Origin of the sequence: Streptomyces populi (assembly GCF_002911015.1) — a bacterium.
GTDB lineage: Bacteria > Actinomycetota > Actinomycetes > Streptomycetales > Streptomycetaceae > Streptomyces > Streptomyces populi.
In genome coordinates this window covers 64427-83702 of sequence record NZ_KZ626857.1, presented here as the reverse complement: position 1 = coordinate 83702, position 19276 = coordinate 64427, and the positions used below count along the sequence as shown (strand labels likewise).

Sequence of the window (19276 nt, the reverse complement as noted above, 5' to 3'; positions counted from 1 at the left end):
CCTGGTGTCCGGCCCTTCCCGTGTCCGGGCCACCGTCCGGGGTCGGCTGTGGACACCGCGGGCCGGGGGCCGACGGCCCGTGGCCCGGACGTGGCGCGACGGCGCCGTTCAGCCCCGGGGGCGGGGGGTGCGCGGGCCGCCGAGCTCGATGGCGGTGCAGCGCCAGCGGAGGTCGGGTCCCTGTTCCAGCCGGAAGGCCATGGCGCGGAGCTGGTCGCCGGCGCCGATGCGGGCGAAGGCCTCGACGGCGTCCGGGCGTGCGACGTAGTAGCCGACGTCGCGTACGACGGGACGGGGACCCCGGGTGCGCAGAGGGCCGAGTTCGGCGAGCCGGACCAGTTCGTCGTAGGCCCGGCCCGCGGTGTGGCGCAGCATGCAGTGGACGGGGCGGGCGCCGCTCAGCACGGCCAGCAGACGTTCGGCGAAGACATCGGTGGGGCGGGGCCGGGGAGCCGGACGCAGAGGCGCTTCGGCGGACGACGCGGTGAGCGGCCGGGCCCCGCCCCGCGCCGTCGCCGGGGACCCGTCGTCCTCCCTCACGGTCACCGGCGCGCGGCCACCGGCCGGTGCCAGGAGGGCCGGGGGCCGCGGGGACGAGGGGGTGCGGGCGGGGGACGGGTTCGTGTCCTGCGGCGGGCGTCCGCCCGGGGTCCTGGCGGGGGTGCCCGTGCCCGGGGTGCGGGGCGGGGAGCCGCCGGGGCGCCGGGAGTCCTGACGGCCGGGCGGCCGGGTGCCCGGGTGGCGCCTCGTCCTGGTCATCACCTTGTTCATGCGTCGTCCCCGTTCGTCGTCCGGACCGGTCGGCACCGGCGGGTACCAGTCGGTAACTTTGGTGTCGGGGATCTTGTACGAGCCGGGAGGGGGCCCGCGCAAGGACGGCGGGAGCGCGTCGCGGCGGCCGGAAAGTTCACCTATCAGGGTTGCCGGGAGGGGCGGAACCCTTGGCGGCACGGGGGAGGACCGGGTGAATCGTCGGCGTGGGGTGGACGCCACGGAGAGTGTCGCCGGGACCTCGAAAGGGGACACCCGCACGTATCCTGAAGTCCCTCCCGGAGGCGCGGGACGGCCCTCCCCGGAGTGCTCGGACCGCGTGACCCCGGAGCCCCGACTACGAAAGCGGCCAGCCATGCGCGTCTACGTCCCCCTGACCCTCTCCGGTCTCGCCGAGGCGTACAAGACGGGAGAGCTGGAGACGGGACCGTTCACCGCGTACGCCGTCACGCCCGCCCTGCGCGAGTGGTACCTCTCCGACGACATCGAGGAACTGGAGTACGCGGCGCTGAGCCGCGCCGCACTGGCCTCGCTGCGGCTCCTGGCGGCCGAGCCGGAGGCCGCCCGGCGCCGGGTCGTCGTCGCGGTCGACGTCCCGGACCGGGCCGCGGCCGCCGACCCCGACCGCGGACTCGATCCCGCGGCGCTCGGCGAGGTGCGGGTCTCCCAGGACGTGACCCTGGCCAAGGCGGCCGCCGTGCACGTCGACGCGGCCGACGCCGAGGCGGACGTGACCGCGGCCGCGTCCGCGGTCGGCGCGGCGGACGCCGGGGACGACGACGCCCAGTTCGTGGTCGACGGCGCGGAGGACCACGAACTGCTGTGGTTCGCCACGCAGGAGGTCCCCGGCCTGGTCGGCCTCGGGGAGTAGCCGCCCGGTCCCCTCCCGTCACGCCGTGCTGTCGGTGGCGGGGGGTACTTTCTCCGTATGGGGAAGCAAGGAGAAGCGCACATTGTGTGGGACTGGAACGGCACGCTGTTCCACGACAATGACGCGATCATCGGGGCGACGAACGCGGCGTTCGCCGAGCTGGGACTTGAGCCGATCACCCTGGAGCGGTACCGGGCGATGTACTGCGTGCCCGTGCCGAAGTTCTACGAGCGGCTGATGGGACGGCTGCCGTCGGACACCGAGTGGCAGCTCATGGACGAGACCTTCCACCGGTACTACGCCGAACACCGCAGGGCGTGCGGGCTCACCGTCGGGGTGCCCGCCCTGCTCGCCGGATGGGCGGCGGGGGGCCGCAGCCAGTCCATCCTGAGCATGTACGTGCACGAGGAGCTGGTCCCGCTGGTGCGGGGCTTCGGGATCGAGTCGCACTTCCTGCGGGTGGACGGGCGCACCGGGCCCTCCGGCGGCAGCAAGGCCGAGCACATGGTGCGCCACCTCGCCGCCCTCGCCGGTGTCGAACCGGCCCGGGTGGTGGTGATCGGCGACGCGCTGGACGACGCCACGGCCGCACGGCACGTCGGTGCCGGGGCCGTCCTCTACACCGGGGGCTCCCACAGCCGCGCCAGCCTGGAGGAGGCCGGCGTCCCCGTGGTGGACAGCCTGGAGGAGGCGGTCGAGGAGGCCGGCCGGCTGGCGGCCTGAGGACCGGCCGCGCCCGTCGGTCCACAGGGACGTCAGTCCACCGGGACCCTGGAGCGCAGCACCTTGAGGAACTCGCGCATCCAGGCGGAGTGGTCCGGCCAGGCGCGGGCGGAGACCAGGGTGCCGTCGACGACGGCCTCCGCGTCCTGGAACGTGGCGCCCGCCGCCTGCATGTCGAGTTCCAGTGCGGGGTAGGCCGTGACGCGGCGCCCGCTCAGGCTGTCGACGGACGCGGTCAGCAGGGGGCCGTGGCAGATCTGGGCCACCGGCTTGTCCGCGTCGAAGAACGACTTCAGGATCTTGCGGAGTTCGAGGTCGTTGCGGAGGTACTCCGGGGCGCGCCCGCCAGGGATGACCAGGGCGGCGTACGCGCCGGGGTCGACCTCCGCGAAGGCCAGGTCCGCGGGCCAGGTGTAGCCCGGCTTCTCGGTGTACGTGTCGAAGCCCGGCTCGAAGTCGTGGACCACGAACTGGAGCTTCTTGCGGGTGGGGGCCGCGATGTGGACCTCGTACCCCTCCTCGCGCAGACGCTGGTAGGGATAGAGGACTTCCAGCGACTCCGCCGCGTCGCCGGTGACAATGAGGATCTTCGCTGCCATGGTGCTGCGCTCCCGTCGGCCGTCCTTGAGCGTTCCGTCCGCCGTCCCGGTCAACCGCCTCCGGGGCAGGTGCGTGCCACGGGGCAGAACACTGCCCGTAGGACGACGGTAGCCCGCGGTCGGCCCGCACTGCATGCCGTCGCCTCGTTCGTCCCTGTGCATAGTGTCAAAGTTCCACCCCCGGTTTTGTACACATACGGCTCATGACGACTCCCCGGTCGGGGGCGATAGCCTGGTGGCGTGATCAGCGCGATATCTCGCGGGGGCATCGTCGCCCCTGCCCCGCGCCCGGAGCGCACGGACGACATCCGTGACCGGGCGTCGATCGCTGATTCTCACGGGCGGGACGGGATCATGACGGCTGCCGCATGCGCGAGCGGAAACGCGGCGAGCGCCGGCGACAGCGCGGTCCGTACGTCGACGGCACCCCGGGAACGGACGGCGCCGGAAGCGGCGTCACCGTCTCCAGGGGGGTCGGAAATGGCCGATACCACCCCGCCCATCTCACCTTGCGGCATAGCGTCGGAGCAGACCGGACACCCCGTGTCACGGCGTTGCGTCGGAAGCGACGAGACCGTATTTCCTTCAACGTCACGCAACGGCGCGCGACAGGAGCCAGAGGACAATGCAGACCAAGCTGGACGAAGCCAAGGCCGAGCTGCTCGAGAGGGCCGCCCGGGTAGCTGAGAACAGCCCGGTCGGGGGGCACCTACCGACTGGGACGACGGGCGAGGGCACCCCCGACCGGGACACCGTGCTCGCGTTCCTCCAGCGCTACTACCTGCACACGGCCCCGGAGGACCTCACCGACCGCGACCCGGTCGACGTCTTCGGAACGGCCTTCTCCCACTACAGACTGGCCGAGACGCGCCCTCAGGGCACGGCCAACGTGCGCGTGCACACGCCCACCGTCGAGGAGAACGGCTGGACCTCCAGCCACTCCGTCGTCGAGGTGGTCACGGACGACATGCCCTTCCTCGTCGACTCGGTGACCAACGAGCTGTCCCGCCAGGGGCGCGGCATCCACGTCGTCATCCACCCGCAGTTCGTCGTCCGGCGCGACCTCACCGGCAAGCTCATCGAGGTGCTGCCCGCGCGGCCCTCCGCCGAGGACCTGCCGCACGACGCGCACGTCGAGTCGTGGATCCACGTCGAGATCGACCGCGAGACCGACCGCGCCGACCTGAAGCAGATCACCGCCGACCTGCTGCGCGTCCTGTCCGACGTCCGTGAGGCCGTCGAGGACTGGGAGAAGATGCGCGACGCGGCGCTGCGGATCGCCGAGGAGCTCCCCAAGGAGCCGACCGCCGACGACCTGCGCGACCAGGAGGTCGAGGAGGCCCGCGAGCTGCTGCGCTGGCTCTCCGGCGACCACTTCACCTTCCTCGGCTACCGCGAGTACCAGCTCCGCGACGACGACTCGCTGGCCGCCGTCCCCGGCACCGGGCTCGGCATCCTGCGCTCCGACCCGCAGCACGGCGAGGACAGCCACCCGGTCAGCCCGTCCTTCGAGCGGCTGCCCGCCGACGCCCGGGCCAAGGCCCGCGAGCACAAGCTGCTGATCCTGACCAAGGCGAACAGCCGGGCCACCGTGCACCGGCCGTCGTACCTGGACTACGTCGGGGTCAAGAAGTTCGACGAGAACGGCGAGGTCATCGGGGAGCGCCGCTTCCTGGGCCTGTTCTCCTCCGCCGCCTACACCGAGTCCGTGCGCCGGGTGCCCGTCGTCCGCCGCAAGGTCGAGGAGGTCCTGCGCGGCGCCGGGTTCTCGCCCAACAGCCACGACGGACGCGACCTGCTCCAGATCCTGGAGACCTACCCGCGCGACGAGCTGTTCCAGACCCCCGCCGACGAGCTCCGGGCGATCGTCACGTCCGTCCTGTACCTCCAGGAGCGGCGCCGGCTGCGGCTCTACCTGCGCCAGGACGAGTACGGGCGCTACTACTCGGCCCTCGTCTACCTCCCGCGCGACCGCTACACCACCGGTGTGCGCCTGCGGATCATCGACATCCTGAAGGAAGAGCTCCGCGGCACCAGCGTCGACTTCACGGCCTGGAACACCGAGTCGATCCTGTCCCGGCTGCACTTCGTGGTCCGGGTCGAGCCGGGCACCGAGCTGCCGCAGCTGTCCGACTTCGACAAGGAGCGCATCGAGGCGCGTCTCGTCGAGGCCGCCCGTTCCTGGGCCGACGGCTTCGCGGAGGCGCTGACCGCCGAGTGCGGCGAGGAGCGCGCCGCCGAACTGCTGCGCCGGTACGGCAACGCCTTCCCCGAGGGCTACAAGGCCGACCACTCCCCGCGCTCCGCCGTCGCCGACCTGGTCCACCTCCAGGCGCTCAGCCAGGATCCCAGCAAGGACTTCGCGCTCAGCCTGTACGAGCCGGTGGGCACGGCATCCGGCGAACGCCGCTTCAAGATCTACCGCGGTGGCGATCAGGTCTCGCTCTCGGCGGTCCTGCCCGCCCTGAACCGCATGGGCGTCGAGGTCACCGACGAGCGGCCCTACGAACTGCGCTGCTCGGACCGCACGACGGCGTGGATCTACGACTTCGGGCTGCGCCTGCCCAAGTCCCTGAACGGCAACGGCGACTACCTCGGCGACGACGGCCGCGAGCGGTTCCAGGAGGCCTTCGCCGCCACCTGGACCGGACAGGCCGAGAACGACGGCTTCAACGCCCTCGTGCTGAGCGCCGGACTGACCTGGCGGCAGTCGATGGTGCTGCGCGCCTACGCGAAGTACCTGCGCCAGGCCGGCTCCACCTTCAGCCAGGACTACATGGAGGACACCCTCCGCAACAACGTCCACACCACCCGGCTGCTCGTCTCGCTGTTCGAGGCGCGGATGTCGCCGGAGCGCCAGCGCGCCGGTGTCGAGCTGACCGACGCCCTGCTGGAGGAGCTGGACGCGGCCCTCGACCAGGTGGCCTCGCTGGACGAGGACCGGATCCTGCGGTCCTTCCTCCACCTGATCAAGGCGACCCTGCGCACGAACTTCTTCCAGCGGACGGCCGACGGCACGCCGCACGAGTACGTCTCCATGAAGTTCGACCCGACGGCCATCCCGGACCTCCCGGCGCCGCGCCCGGCGTTCGAGATCTGGGTGTACTCGCCGCGCGTCGAGGGCGTGCACCTGCGCTTCGGCAAGGTCGCGCGCGGTGGTCTGCGCTGGTCCGACCGGCGCGAGGACTTCCGCACGGAGATCCTCGGCCTGGTCAAGGCGCAGATGGTGAAGAACACCGTCATCGTGCCGGTCGGCGCCAAGGGCGGCTTCGTCGCCAAGCAGCTGCCCGACCCGGCCGTGGACCGCGACGCGTGGATGGCCGAGGGCATCCGCAGCTACCGGACCTTCATCTCCGCGCTGCTCGACATCACCGACAACATGGTGGCCGGCGAGGTCGTCCCGCCCGCCGACGTCGTCCGGCACGACGAGGACGACACCTACCTCGTGGTCGCTGCCGACAAGGGCACGGCGACGTTCTCGGACATCGCCAACGAGGTCGCCCAGTCCTACGACTTCTGGCTCGGCGACGCGTTCGCCTCCGGCGGCTCCGCCGGGTACGACCACAAGAAGATGGGCATCACCGCCCGCGGTGCCTGGGAGTCCGTGAAGCGGCACTTCCGGGAACTCGGCGTCAACACCCAGACGCAGGACTTCACCGTGGTCGGCGTCGGCGACATGTCCGGCGACGTGTTCGGCAACGGCATGCTGCTCTCCGAGCACATCCGCCTGGTCGCCGCGTTCGACCACCGGCACATCTTCATCGACCCGAACCCGACGGCGGAGACCTCCTACGCCGAGCGCCGCCGCCTGTTCGAGCTGCCGCGTTCCTCGTGGGCCGACTACGACGCCGAGCTGATCTCGGCCGGCGGCGGTGTCTTCCCGCGCAGCGCCAAGGCCATCCCGGTCAACGCGCACATCCGCGAGGCCCTCGGCATCGAGTCGAACGTCGCGAAGATGACGCCGGCCGACCTGATGCGGGCGATCCTCCAGGCGCCCGTCGACCTGCTGTGGAACGGCGGCATCGGCACGTACGTGAAGTCGTCCGCCGAGTCGAACGCCGAGGTCGGCGACAAGGCCAACGACGCGATCCGCGTGGACGGCGCCGAGCTGCGCGTCAAGGTCGTCGGCGAGGGCGGCAACCTCGGTCTGACCCAGCTCGGCCGGATCGAGTTCGCCCAGCACGGCGGCAAGATCAACACGGACGCCATCGACAACAGTGCGGGCGTGGACACCTCCGACCACGAGGTGAACATCAAGATCCTGCTCAACGCGGTGGTGGCCAACGGCGATCTGACCGTCAAGCAGCGCAACAAGCTGCTCGCCGAGATGACCGACGAGGTCGGCGCCCTGGTGCTGCGCAACAACTACGCGCAGAACGTGGCGATCGCCAACGCGCTGGCCCAGTCCCCGAGCATGCTCCACGCCCAGCAGCGCTTCCTGCGCCACCTGGTCCGCGAGGGGCACCTGGACCGGGCGCTGGAGTTCCTGCCCAGCGAGCGGCAGATCCGCGAGCGGCTCAACGCCGGTCTGGGGCTGACCGGTCCCGAGACGGCGGTCCTGCTCGCGTACACGAAGATCACGGTCTCCGTCGACCTGCTCGCCACCTCGCTGCCCGACGACCCGTATCTGCACAGCCTGCTGCTCGCGTACTTCCCGACGGCGCTGCGCGACCAGTTCCGCGAGCAGATCGAGGGGCACGCGCTGAGCCGTGAGATCGTGACGACCGTCCTGGTCAACGACACGGTCAACACGGGCGGTACGAGCTTCCTGCACCGGCTGCGCGAGGAGACGGGCGCCTCGCTGGAGGAGATCGTCAGGGCGCAGACCGCGGCCCGCGCGATCTTCAACTCCAGCGCGGTGTGGGACGCGGTGGAGGCGCTCGACAATGTCGTCGCCGCCGACGTCCAGACCCGGATCCGGCTGCACTCGCGCCGTCTCGTCGAGCGCGGCACGCGCTGGCTGCTCAACAACCGGCCGCAGCCGCTCCAGCTCGCCGAAACGATCAGCTTCTTCACCGACGGCGTCGAGCAGGTGTGGTCGGAGCTGCCCAAGCTGGTCCGCGGCACGGACCTGGAGTGGTACCAGCAGATCTACGACGAGCTGACGGACGCCGGCGTGCCGGACGAACTCGCCACCCGTGTGGCCGGGTTCTCCTCCGCCTTCCCGGCGCTGGACATCGTCTCGGTGGCCGACCGCACGGGCCAGGACCCGATGGCCGTCGCCGAGGTCTACTACGACCTCGCCGACCGTCTCGGCATCACCCAGCTCATGGACCGCATCATCGAGCTGCCGCGCGCCGACCGCTGGCAGTCCATGGCCCGCGCGTCGATCCGCGAGGACCTGTACGCGGCCCACGCGGGGCTCACCGCCGACGTCCTGGCGGTGGGCAACGGGGCCTCCACTCCCGAGCAGCGCTTCGAGGCCTGGCAGGAGAAGAACGCGGCGATCCTCGGGCGGGCCCGCACCACCCTGGAGGAGATCCAGGGATCGGACTCGTTCGACCTCGCCAACCTGTCGGTGGCGATGCGGACGATGCGGACGCTGCTGCGCACGCATTCCTAGAAGCCGGTCATCCACCGGCGGTTCCCGGGCCCCACGGCCCGGGCGGTACGCGGACGGGGGCGCCCCGGGTCACCACGACCCGGGGCGCCCCCGTTTCGCACGGGGCGACGGTGCCCGTTCCCCAGGCGTTCTTTCTTTCCGGCCTCACGCGAAACTCCGGCTCGCAATTTACCTATACCTGGTAAATAGGACATTTGGCTTATGGTTGGCTCGGCCGACGGCCCGACCGGCGGCTCTACCGACGGACAGACGCGTGGAGGTTCCGGACTCGTGGCAGTGCACCTCACCGAAAGGCGGGCCCCCGTGGCGGCACCGCCCGTCATCGGCCCCCAGAGGGCCCCGAAGGCGCCGAAGGACCGGAAGGCCGGCCGGCTCGTCCTGGAAGTGGTCCGGTTCTCCGTCGTCGGCGGCAGCGGCGTCGCCGTCAACATCCTCTTCTTCAACCTGGCGCTGCACGGCCTGGAGTGGGCCCCGATGGCGGCCACGGTGGCCGCCAGCTGTGTCGCCATGGGGACGAACTACCTCGGCTTCCGCTATTTCGCCTACCGGGACCGCGCCTCGCGGACCCCGCGTCAGATCGTCCTCTTCTTCGCGTTCAGCGGGCTCGGTGTCGCCATGGAGAGCCTGCTGTTCTACGTCGGCTACCACGGCCTGGGGATGAGCGGCCCGCTCGGCTCGAACGTCGCCAAGGCGCTGTCGATCGTCCTGGCCTCGGCGTTCCGCTTCACGGTGTACCGGACGTGGGTGTTCCAACACGCGAAGAGCGTCCGATAACTCCCCTGAGTGCGGTGCGATGTCTACGATTAATAGGATGAATGTGGATCAATCTCGCACGTTCGCCGAGGACGGGGCGGAGCCGACCGCCTCCCCGGCCGGGTCCACCGGGTCCGGTCCGGGGAGGCCCGCCGTCTCCGTGGTCGTCATCGTCTACAACGACGCCGCCCGGCTGCCCACGGCCGTGCGCTCCGTCCTGGACCAGACGCTGCGCGACGTCGAGGTCGTCGTCGTCGACGACCGGAGCACCGACGGCTCGTACGAGGTGGCGCGCGGACTGGCGGCGGCGCACCCCGACCGGGTCCGCGCCTGCCGGCTCCCCGAGAACAGCGGAGGCTGCGGCGCCCCCCGCAACCGCGGCATCACCGAGGCCCGCGGCACCTACGTCCTCTTCCTCGACAGCGACGACGTCCTGGAGCGCAACGCCTGCCGCAACATGCTGGAGGCCGCCGAGGCCACCGGCGCGGACCTGGTCTCCGGCCTGTGCGTGCGGGTGCACGTCGACTCCCGCACCGGCAAGGAGGTCAAGTGGTACCCCTGGCTGTACGAGCGCACCCGGACCCTGGAGTCGATCTCCGAGCTGCCCGACCTGCTGGTCTTCGACACCCTGTCGACCAACAAGTGCTACCGCAGGCGGTTCCTGCTCGACGAGGGGCTGCGCTTCCCGGTCGGCATCCACTACGAGGACCTGCTCTTCTCCGCCCAGGCGTACGCCACCGCCCGCCGCATCACCCTCATCCCCAACCGGGTGTACGACTGGAGGGTCGCGGACAAGGCGGAGACGAAGTCCATCAGCAACCGGCGTGACGAGATCGCCAACTTCACGCACCGCATGGAGATCCACCGCCGGGTCGACCGGCTCCTCGCGGACAGGGGGCTCCTGGAACTGAAGTTCGCCAAGGACGTCAAGTTCCTCAAGCACGACCTCGTGCTGCACCTGCGCGAACTGCCCTTCCGTGACGCCGCCTACCGCGAGGAGTTCGCGGCGATCGCCCGGGAGTACCTCGAGTCGATCGACCGCACCGCCTTCGACGAGACCGAGCCGATCCACGCCATCTGCGCCTACCTCCTCCAGGTGAGCGACTGGGACAACCTGCTGCCCGCCGTGGACACGCTCACCAACCGCGACAAGATCTCCTCGCCGCTCGTCGAGCGCGACGGCCGCGTGTACTGGTGCGCCGAGCACCTCGACGACCCCTTCGGCCGGCACGTCCTGGACGTCACCGAACTCGGCCACCACGTCAAGCCGGTCGACAGGATGTTCCTGCGCAACGAGCTGACCTCGTACGAGAGCGGCGGCACGACCGTGCGGCTCGCCGGGAGCATCACCAACCCGCTCGGTGTGATCCCGCCCGGCGCCCGGCTCACCGGGGAGCTGGAGTTCTACGCCCGCCGCCCCGGAGTGCGCTTCCAGACCTTCCGCTTCCCCGTGGCGAACGTGGGGCACGCGGGCGGGACCGTCGTCTGGGAGGGCTCGGCGGACCTCACGACGGTGCGGCCGCTGGGCATCGTGGACGCGGTGTGGGACGTACGGCTCCACCTCGACGTCGACGGCGTGCGCACCACCACGAGGCTCACCGCGGCCGAACCCGGGCTCGCCACGGGCCGGCTGCCCGTCCGGCCCCGGCTCACCCGGCTGGTCGCCGACCGCATCGAGCCGGTCGTCTCCTCACGGGGACACCTGTCCTTCCGGCTGGTGCCCGGCAAGAAGGCGGACGCCGTCGTGCGGCGCGGGGTGCACGGCCGGGCCGCCACGCTCGCCAAGACCGGCTACCGCAAGGCCCGTTCCCTCCGGGGGCGGCTCGCCTCCGGCCAGACCAAGATCCGCCTCTACCACGAGGTCTTCAGCCGGCTGCCCGTCCGCAAGGGCCTCGTCGTCTTCGAGAGCCACCTGGGCCGCCAGTACAGCGACAGCCCCCGGGCGATCTACGAGGAGATGCGCCGCCAGGGGCTGGAGTTCGAGCCGGTGTGGGCGTACACCGGCGGTCCGGCCGGCTTCCCGGACGACGCCACCCTCGTACGCCGCTGGTCGCTGCCCTATCTCAGGGCGCTCGCACAGGCCGAGTTCTGGGTCGACAACCAGAGCTACCCGCTGAAGCTGACCAAGCGGCCGGAGACGACGTACATCCAGACCTGGCACGGCTCCGCCCTCAAACGGATGGGCTTCGACGAGGCCGAGTGGAAGCTCAAGTCCCGTGAGGAGCAGGCGGAACAGCAGAAGGTCCTGGACCGCTTCGACCGGTTCCTCGTCCGCTCCGAGCACGACGTGCGCACCCTCGCGCGGGCGTTCCGGCTCCAGGAGCGGACCCTGCTGCGGGTCGGCTACCCGCGCAACGACGCGCTCGTGCGGGCGAGGCGGCGCGAGGCGGCCGGCGCGGGACGCGAACGCGGCCCGCTGGCGGCCGAACTGGGCGTCCCCGAGGACCGGCAGGTCCTCCTGTACGCCCCGACCTTCCGCAGCCGCGGCGACGGACGGAAGCGGTTCGAGCTGCCCTTCGACGTCGAGCGCTTCGCCGACACCTTCGGCGACCGCTACGTCCTCCTGGTCCGCTCCCACTACCTGAACCACGTCGTGCTCCCGCCGTCCGTGCGCGGCCGTGTCGTCGACGTCACCGCCCACCACGACGTGACCCCGCTGCTCGCCCTCGCCGACGGGCTGATCACCGACTACTCGTCCGTGATGTTCGACTACGCCCTCCTCGACCGCCCGATGTTCTTCTTCGCGTACGACTACGACGCCTATGTGCACGAGGACCGCGGAACCTACTTCGACCTGCTGGAGCGGGCGCCGGGCCCGGTGCTGCGGACCGAGGACGAACTGCACGCGGTGCTCGGCTCGCTGGAGGAACAGGCCGTCAAGTACGCGCCCAGACGGGAGCAGTTCGTCGCCGAGTTCGGCGAGTACGACCAGGGGACGGCGGCCCGGGACGTCGTCGACCAGTTCTTCGGACACCGGAGGCGTGGATGACGGGCTCCGCGGGACGGGACATCTTCTTCGTCTCCAACAGCGTCGACGAACTGGGCGGGGTGACCAGCTGGTCGCACCAGATGGCCCGGCTCTTCACCGAGCGCGGTCACCGCGTGCACGTGGTGGGCGTCACCGAGCCCGCCGTTCCCCAGGAACTGGGCGAAGTCCCGTACCCCACCACGACGTTGTACGACGTGCACCCGCCGAAGGTCCGGCCGGCGCGCGGACTCGGGGGGCGGTTCGACCTCGCCTCACGGCGGCTGCGGGCCGAGCGGGCGGCGGGCATGCGGGAGAAGGCCGCCGAGCTGACCGCGCTGTTCCGGGCCGCGCGTCCCGGCGCGGTCGTGATCGTCACCCAGGTGTGGGCCATGGAATGGGTGGAACTCGCCGACACCGGCGGGCTCACCGTCATCGGGATGAGCCACGAGTCCTTCGAGTACTGCCGGAAGACCTCGCGCTTCAGGCGGGTCCTCGAGCACTACCGGGACGTCGACCGGATGCTCGCGCTCACCCGCGAGGACGCCGACCTGTGGATCAGGGAAGGCCTGAACAACGCGTCCTTCATGCCGAACCCCCTTCCGTTCGTGCCCGAGGTGCCCTCGCCGCGCACCGGGAACGCCGTCGTCAGCGTGGGCCGGCTCAGCGACCAGAAGGGCATCGACATGCTCCTCGACGCCTGGGCCGAGGTCGCCCCGCTCCATCCCGGCTGGCGGCTGCGGATCTACGGCTCCGGTGAGGACGAGGAGATCCTGAGGAAGCAGTGCACCGCCCTCGGGCTCGACGGGTCGGTCGACTGGGCGGGGCGGACGAACGACGTGCCGGGCGCGCTGCGCGGCGGCTCGGTCTTCGTGCTCTCCTCACGCGGCGAGGGTTTCCCGCTCGCCCTCATGGAAGCCATGGCCACCGGCCTGCCGTGCGCCGCCTTCGACTGCGCGCCCGGCGTCCGCGAGATCGTCCGGGACGGCGAGGACGGCCTGCTGGCCACCCTCGGCAACACCGGTGAACTGGCCCGCCGGCTGGACACGCTGATGTCCGACAAGGCCCTGCGGGACTCCATGGGCGAGGCGGCGCGCGCGAACGTCCAGCGCTTCACGACGGACGAGGTCGTCCGCAGGTGGGAGGAACTGTTCGCGTTCCTGGAGCGCTGAACGGCCGGTGCGCTGAGCGGCCGGTGCGCGGAACGGCCCGGGGCGGGAGCCGTCGACGGCTCCCGCCCCGGGCCGCTGCCCGCGGGTCACGTGCGTGCCGGACCCGGTGCGGCTACTTGCCCGTGAACTTCTCGTACTCCTTGAGGACGTCCTCGGTCGGGCCGTCCATGCGCAGCTCGCCGCGCTCCAGCCACAGCACGCGGTCGCAGGTGTCGCGGATCGACTTGTTGTTGTGGCTGACCAGGAACACCGTGCCCGCGGTCTTGCGCAGCTCGCGGATGCGCGCCTCGGACCGCTTCTGGAAGGAGCGGTCGCCGGTGGCGAGGGCCTCGTCGATCATGAGGACGTCGTGGTCCTTGGCCGCCGCGATGGAGAAGCGCAGCCGGGCGGACATGCCGGAGGAGTAGGTCCGCATCGGCAGGGTGATGAAGTCGCCCTTCTCGTTGATGCCCGAGAAGTCGACGATCTCCTGGTAGCGCTCCTTGATCTGCTCGCGGGACATGCCCATCGCGAGGCCGCCGAGGTAGACGTTCCGCTCGCCGGTGAGGTCGTTCATCAGGGCCGCGTTCACGCCGAGCAGCGAGGGCTGGCCGTCGGTGTAGATCTTGCCGCTCTCCACCGGGAGCAGGCCCGCGACCGCCTTGAGCAGCGTCGACTTGCCGGAACCGTTGGTGCCGATCAGGCCGATGGCCTCGCCGCGGTAGGCGGTGAAGGAGACGCACTTGACCGCGTGGACCCGGCGGACGCCCGCCGCCTTCTCGGACTGCTTGCGGCGCAGGATGCGGTTGAGCGCGGCGGTGGCGCTGCCGCGCCCGGCGCCGGTGCCGTTGACGCGGTACACGATGTCGACGCGGTCCGCGACGACGGTCGGGACGCGCTCGGCCCCGGCCGCGGAGGCGGCTCCGGCGGCGCTGTCCTGCGGCTGGGTGTCCTGCGCGATGATGTCAGCCACGGCCGTACGTCTCCTCAGCCTTCCAGAAGTAGATGAAGCCGCCGACCCCGGCGAGCAGGGCCCAGCCGATCGCCAGCGCCCACACGTGGTGCGGCAGCTGGTGGGCGTGGAAGCTGTCGATCAGCGCGAAGCGCGTCAGGTCGATGTAGACGGCGGCCGGGTTGCTCTCCAGGGCGACCTCCGCCCAGTGCGGCATGTGGCTGTTCTTGACCGTCGCGGCGATGCTCCACATGACGCCGGAGACGTACATCCAGGTGCGCAGCAGGAACGGCATGAGCTGTGCGATGTCCGGCGTCTTGGCGCCCATGCGCGCCACGACCATCGCCACGCCCGCGTTGAAGAGGAACTGCAGCGTCAGGACGGGCACGACGAGCAGCCACGACGCGCTCACCGGGACGCCGAAGCAGAGCAGGATGACGACCAGCGCGGCCATCGAGAACAGCAGCTGCTGGAGCTGCTGGATGGCGTACGACACCGGCAGCGCGGCCCGCGGGAAGTGCAGGGCGCGCACCAGGCCGAGGCTGCCGGAGATCGCCCGGGTGCCCGCCATGATCGAGCTCTGGGTGAAGGTCCAGATGAAGACGCCGGTGACCAGGAACGGCACGAAGTCCGGCACGCCGTGCTTGGTGCCGAGCAGGACGCCGAAGATGAAGTAGTAGACGGCCGCGTTCAGCAGCGGGGTCATCACCTGCCACACCTGGCCGAGCTTGGCCTGGCTGTACTGCGCGGTGAGCTTGGCGGTGGCGAACGCGGTGATGAAGTGGCGTCGTTCCCACAGCTGGCGGACGTACGCGGGCAGGCTCGGGCGCGCGCCGCTGACGGTGAGACCGTACCGGGCGGCGAGGGCGGCGGCGTCGCCTGTGGGGGAGGCCGATGACGCCGTCGGGGGCGGTGTGTTGAGGACCTGGCTCACATCCGTTGCTTTCGCTCGGGGGGTGGGGGCGCGCGGTCGGTCCCCGGACGTTTCCGACGGCGTTTCCTGCCGTTTTCTTGCGTCGGGACGGGACCGTATCGTCGTAACGCGAGAGTAGGCCCAGTCGACGTCGGAACGCAACCGTTTCGTCGTAACGCCCTATGCTGGTCCGTATGACGACGAACGCCGATACGGCCGCGAGTGCCGCCACGCCCGCGCCTGCCGACGGGAAGGCCAGGCGTCGCCGGGCCCCCGCCGGTGCGGCCGTCCTCCGTGAGGACGTCACCGAGGCGATCCGCGCCGCCGTCTTCGCGGAACTCGCCTCCGTCGGCTACGCCAGGATGTCCATCGAGGGCATCGCCCGCCGCGCGGGCGTCGGCAAGACCGCGGTGTACCGGCGCTGGCGCTCCAAGCTCCACCTCGTGCTCGACCTGGTCTCGGCGATCGCGGTCCAGGGGCTCCCCGCGCCGGACACCGGCTCCCTCGAGGGAGATCTGCGGCTGCTGTACGAGGTCACCTCGCGCGCGCTGCGGCACCCGGTGGCCGGCCAGATCATCCCCGACCTCCAGGCCGAGGCGGCCCGCAACCCCGAGATCGCGGACGCCATGCAGCGGGCGCTGAAGGAGGGGCAGCAGTCGGTGTCGAGCGGGATCGTCGCCTCGGCCGTGGCGCGCGGCGAGATCCGCGAGGGCGTCGACGTCGAACTCGCGCTGGACCTGATGTCCGGGCCGTTGTACTGGCGTGCGGTGGTCGTCCGCGGCCCCAAGGTCCCGAAGGGCTACCTGGCCAGCCTGGCCCGCGCGACGGCGGCGGCGCTGAAGGCGCTCTGACCCCGGCCCGGACCGGGAACCCCCGCTCGGCGCCGGTCCTCCCGGACCGACCGCTCGCCGACGGGCCCGGCTCCCCCGGCGGGCCGCCGCTCGGCCGGCCGGACCGCGAGATCCGCGGGGCCGGCCGCTCCCGCGGCACCCGTCCGCCGGAACCCGGCAGGGGCACGTGCGGCGGCTCGGTCCGGCGGGCGGGGCCGCGTCCCCGTGCCCCGCTCCGGCGAGCGGGCCCGTCACCGCCGCGACGGCGTCCGTGTCGCCGCCGAGGCCGGTCGCGGCGCGCACGGCGCCCTCGGCGGAGTCCGTGGTCCGCGGCGCCCGCACGGCCGGGCCGGGACGGGGCCACACGGCTCCGCCGGACTCGGTCGCCCGGGAAGGGAGCCGGGAAGGGGACCGGGAGGTGCCGGTCCGGCGGGCGTCGGGTTCAGGTGCGGCTCGCGCCCGGGTGGTGGCGGAGCCAGCCGGACCAGGCCGAGGTGATCATGTCCTCGACGTCGTAGCGGGCCTTCCAGCCCAGTTCGTCGGCGATGCGGTCGGCGGAGGCCACCACGCGGGCCGGGTCGCCGGGACGGCGCGGGGTGGTGACCGGGGGCCGGTCGTGGCCGGTGAGGGCGTTGATGCGGTCGATCATCTCGCGCACCGAGACCCCCTCGCCGCGGCCGATGTTGAGGGTCAGGGCGGCTCCGGGCGAGGCCGTGAGGGCGCGGGCCGCGGCCACGTGGGCCTCGGCCAGGTCGACCACGTGGATGTAGTCGCGCACGCAGGTGCCGTCCGGCGTCGGGTAGTCGTCGCCGAAGATCCGCGGCGGGGCGTTCCCGGTCAGCTTCTCGAAGACCATGGGGACGAGGTTGAAGACGCCCGTGTCGGCCAGCTCGGGGGCCGCCGCGCCGGCCACGTTGAAGTAGCGCAGACAGGCCGTGGACAGACCCGTCGCACGGCCGGTCGCCCGCACCAGCCACTCGCCCGCCAGCTTCGTCTCGCCGTACGGGCTCATCGGCGCGCACGGGGTCTCCTCCGTCACCAGGTCCACGTCCGGCATGCCGTACACCGCGGCCGAGGACGAGAAGACGAACGCGGTCACGGAGGCGGCGGTCGCGGCCTCCAGCAGGACGCGCAGGCCCTCGACGTTCTCCCGGTAGTAGTGCAGGGGCAGGTCCACGGACTCACCGACCTGCTTCTTCGCCGCCAGGTGGACGACACCGGTGACGGAGTGCTCCGTGAGGGTCCGGGCCAGCAGGTCGCCGTCCAGGGTCGAGCCGACCACCAGCGGGACGTCCGACGGCACCCGCTCCGCGATCCCCGTGGACAGGTCGTCGTACACCACGGCCCGTTCGCCCGCCTCGCGCAGCGCGCGGACGACGTGCGCTCCGATGTAGCCGGCGCCGCCGGTGATCAGCCAGGTCATGTGCGGCCGTCCCCCTCGTGAGTGAGTCCGTGGTCCCGGACCGTGTGCCCGCGGCCGGGGAAGGGGAGGGCGTGCGTGACGGTGTCCGCGTCCGTCCCCCGTCCGTCCCCGCGTCCGCGTATCAGTGAAGCAGGCGCCGGAGCCTTCGGGACACCACCTCGCTCATGCCCCGCCAGCCGGACGCCGTCCGCAGACCGAGCGCCCCCGCGTGCGTCCGGTAGGGCTGTACGAGGAGAACGCCGTGGTGGGCGTCCGGAACCGCGCGGCGGCGCAGCAGGCCGGGGCCGCCGAGAGCGTGCGCCGACGTCTGGCGGCTCGTGCCGTCGCGAAAGCGCACGGACAGGCGCAGGTCCCAGACGCCCGCGCCCAGCGCCGACAGCTCCACCGGCGTCTCTGCGGACCAGGAGCCGCCGTGGCGGTCGGCCACCAGGGGTGCCGTGCCGCTCAGCCCCACCCTCCCCTCCTCCCGGTGGACGAACTCCACGTCCACCGCGGTGGGACCCGCCTCGGCCATCCGTCCGTACAGCTCGTGCAGGCGCAGCCGCAGCCGGGTGCCCCGCGCGCGGGGGCGCAGTTCCGCGTCGACGGCGGCGGGCAGCAGACGGGCCGGCCGGTCCAGGAGGTGCTCCAGGCTCACCTCGGGGAGGTCGGCGGACCACACCGGGGTGCCGTCGCCGTCGCGGGCGTAGGGCGGGAGCAGCCGGGCCGGGCGGGCCGCCAGCTCCTTGAGGCGGGGCAGGTCGCGCGGGGCGGGGCGGGCGAGGATCACGCGGGCGACGAGGCGGCCGGGGGCGGCCGGGTCGACCCCGAGGTCGGCCGCGTCGAAGGTCGACAGGTACGCCCGCGTGAGGTCCCACCAGGCGCTTCGGTAGTCGGGCGTGCGCAGTTCCAGTTCGCGCGTGTACATCCGCAGCTCGTGGTCGAGGAACTTGGCGCGCACGGCCCGCGCGAGCCGCTTCTCCCCGGCGCCCAGGAGGATCTCGTGCGCCGCCCGGTTCGCCTCGGTCCGCGCCCGCCAGTTGTCGATGCCGGCGCGGTCGAGCGAGATGGACAGGCGGTCGGCGGCGCGCCGCACGTGCCATACGTACACCGTGTCGGGGATCAGCACGATGCGCGGCGCGGCGGCCAGCACCCGCGCGGTGAACACGAAGTCCTCGTAGGGGTGGCGGCCCTCGGGGAAGCGGATGCCGTGCTCGCGCAGGAAGTCGGTGCGGTACAGCTTGTTGACGCAGAGGGTGTCGTGGGCGAGCCGCGGGCGGCGCGAGGGGTGGGATATCAGGGCGGGCCGCGCGTAGAGCGCGCGTTCCCAGGGGACCTCGCGGCCCGAGGGCAGTTCGCGGCGCACGCACAGTCCGGCCGCGACCTGGACGTGGTGGGCCTCGGCGGAGCGGAGCAGCGCCTCCACCGCGCCGGGCGGCAGGACGTCGTCGCTGTCCAGGAACATCACGTAGGGGGCGGTGGCCGCGTCGATGCCGTCGTTGCGCGGGCTGCCGCAGCCGCCGCTGTTGGCCGGCCGGTGGATCACCCTCAGGCGTGGCTCCCCGTCGGCGAGGGCGTCGAGGAGGGCCGCGCTGCCGTCCGTCGAGCGGTCGTCCACGGCGACGACCTCGCGCACGGCCGGGCCCTGCGCGAGTGCCGAGCGGACGGCGTCCGCCACATGGGCGGCGTCGTCGTACCCGATGACGACGACGCTGACCTTCGCCTGGTGAGGGGTCATGTGATCCACGGGCCGGAATCGTAAGTATTGCGGGTAATTCTCCGT

General features: G+C 71.9%; 13 protein-coding genes and 1 pseudogene. 7 read left to right on the top strand and 7 right to left on the bottom strand.

The window, feature by feature from the left end; genetic code table 11:
• Window positions 1-108 precede the first annotated feature (108 nt).
• Window positions 109-771, bottom strand: a complete 663-nt coding sequence (locus CW362_RS12445; protein WP_103549491.1) for an Rv3235 family protein — start codon at window positions 769-771, stop codon at window positions 109-111.
• Between the two features lie 355 nt (window positions 772-1126).
• Here CW362_RS12445 and CW362_RS12440 point away from each other — a divergent pair, with 355 nt between their 5' ends.
• Together CW362_RS12440 and CW362_RS12435 are read left to right on the top strand one after the other, a co-directional pair.
• A complete protein-coding gene (locus tag CW362_RS12440) occupies window positions 1127-1642 on the top strand; it encodes a DUF6912 family protein (protein WP_103549466.1) in 516 nt (171 codons plus the stop codon).
• Window positions 1643-1699: 57 nt separating this feature from the next.
• Complete coding sequence (locus CW362_RS12435; protein WP_103549465.1) at window positions 1700-2365, top strand: HAD family hydrolase; 666 nt, start codon at window positions 1700-1702, stop codon at window positions 2363-2365.
• 32 nt (window positions 2366-2397) lie between these two features.
• Here the strand turns inward: CW362_RS12435 and CW362_RS12430 are convergent, their stop codons facing one another.
• Window positions 2398-2964 (bottom strand): DJ-1/PfpI family protein, encoded by a 567-nt coding sequence (locus CW362_RS12430; protein ID WP_103549490.1) that lies wholly within the window; start codon window positions 2962-2964, stop codon window positions 2398-2400.
• Between the two features lie 625 nt (window positions 2965-3589).
• Here CW362_RS12430 and CW362_RS12425 point away from each other — a divergent pair.
• From CW362_RS12425 to CW362_RS12410, 4 genes are all read left to right on the top strand, one after another.
• Entirely contained in the window at window positions 3590-8527 is a 4938-nt protein-coding gene (locus CW362_RS12425; RefSeq protein ID WP_103549464.1) for an NAD-glutamate dehydrogenase, read from the top strand.
• Between the two features lie 303 nt (window positions 8528-8830).
• Window positions 8831-9301, top strand: a complete 471-nt coding sequence (locus tag CW362_RS12420) for a GtrA family protein (protein ID WP_240657761.1) — start codon at window positions 8831-8833, stop codon at window positions 9299-9301.
• Between the two features lie 37 nt (window positions 9302-9338).
• On the top strand, window positions 9339-12269 hold the full coding sequence (locus tag CW362_RS12415) for a bifunctional glycosyltransferase/CDP-glycerol:glycerophosphate glycerophosphotransferase (RefSeq protein ID WP_103549462.1): 2931 nt from the start codon (window positions 9339-9341) through the stop codon (window positions 12267-12269).
• Window positions 12266-13417, top strand: a complete 1152-nt coding sequence (locus CW362_RS12410; RefSeq protein WP_103549461.1) for a glycosyltransferase — start codon at window positions 12266-12268, stop codon at window positions 13415-13417. The genes CW362_RS12415 and CW362_RS12410 overlap by 4 nt, the downstream gene beginning before the upstream one ends.
• Window positions 13418-13529: 112 nt before the next feature.
• Here the strand turns inward: CW362_RS12410 and CW362_RS12405 are convergent, their stop codons facing one another.
• Both CW362_RS12405 and CW362_RS12400 read right to left on the bottom strand, forming a co-directional pair.
• Window positions 13530-14357 carry an ABC transporter ATP-binding protein gene (locus CW362_RS12405; RefSeq protein ID WP_103549489.1) on the bottom strand — a complete coding sequence of 276 codons (828 nt, stop codon included), beginning with the start codon at window positions 14355-14357 and terminating at the stop codon, window positions 13530-13532.
• 4 nt (window positions 14358-14361) lie between these two features.
• Window positions 14362-15282 (bottom strand): ABC transporter permease, encoded by a 921-nt coding sequence (locus tag CW362_RS12400; protein WP_103549460.1) that lies wholly within the window; start codon window positions 15280-15282, stop codon window positions 14362-14364.
• A 161-nt stretch (window positions 15283-15443) separates the two neighbouring features.
• On the opposite strand from CW362_RS12400, the gene CW362_RS12395 reads away from it, so the two are divergent.
• Window positions 15444-16112, top strand: coding sequence for a TetR/AcrR family transcriptional regulator (locus CW362_RS12395; protein ID WP_103549459.1), 669 nt, complete (start codon window positions 15444-15446; stop codon window positions 16110-16112).
• A gap of 246 nt (window positions 16113-16358) precedes the next feature.
• Here the strand turns inward: CW362_RS12395 and CW362_RS45600 are convergent.
• The 3 genes and pseudogenes from CW362_RS45600 to CW362_RS12380 all read right to left on the bottom strand — a co-directional run.
• Window positions 16359-16466: pseudogene (locus tag CW362_RS45600) on the bottom strand (ADP-ribosylglycohydrolase family protein); the annotation flags it as partial.
• A 67-nt stretch (window positions 16467-16533) separates the two neighbouring features.
• Window positions 16534-17514, bottom strand: a complete 981-nt coding sequence (gene galE / locus CW362_RS12385) for a UDP-glucose 4-epimerase GalE (RefSeq protein WP_103549458.1) — start codon at window positions 17512-17514, stop codon at window positions 16534-16536.
• A gap of 121 nt (window positions 17515-17635) precedes the next feature.
• Window positions 17636-19231, bottom strand: coding sequence for a glycosyltransferase family 2 protein (locus tag CW362_RS12380; protein ID WP_103549488.1), 1596 nt, complete (start codon window positions 19229-19231; stop codon window positions 17636-17638).
• Between the last annotated feature and the right edge of the window lie 45 nt (window positions 19232-19276).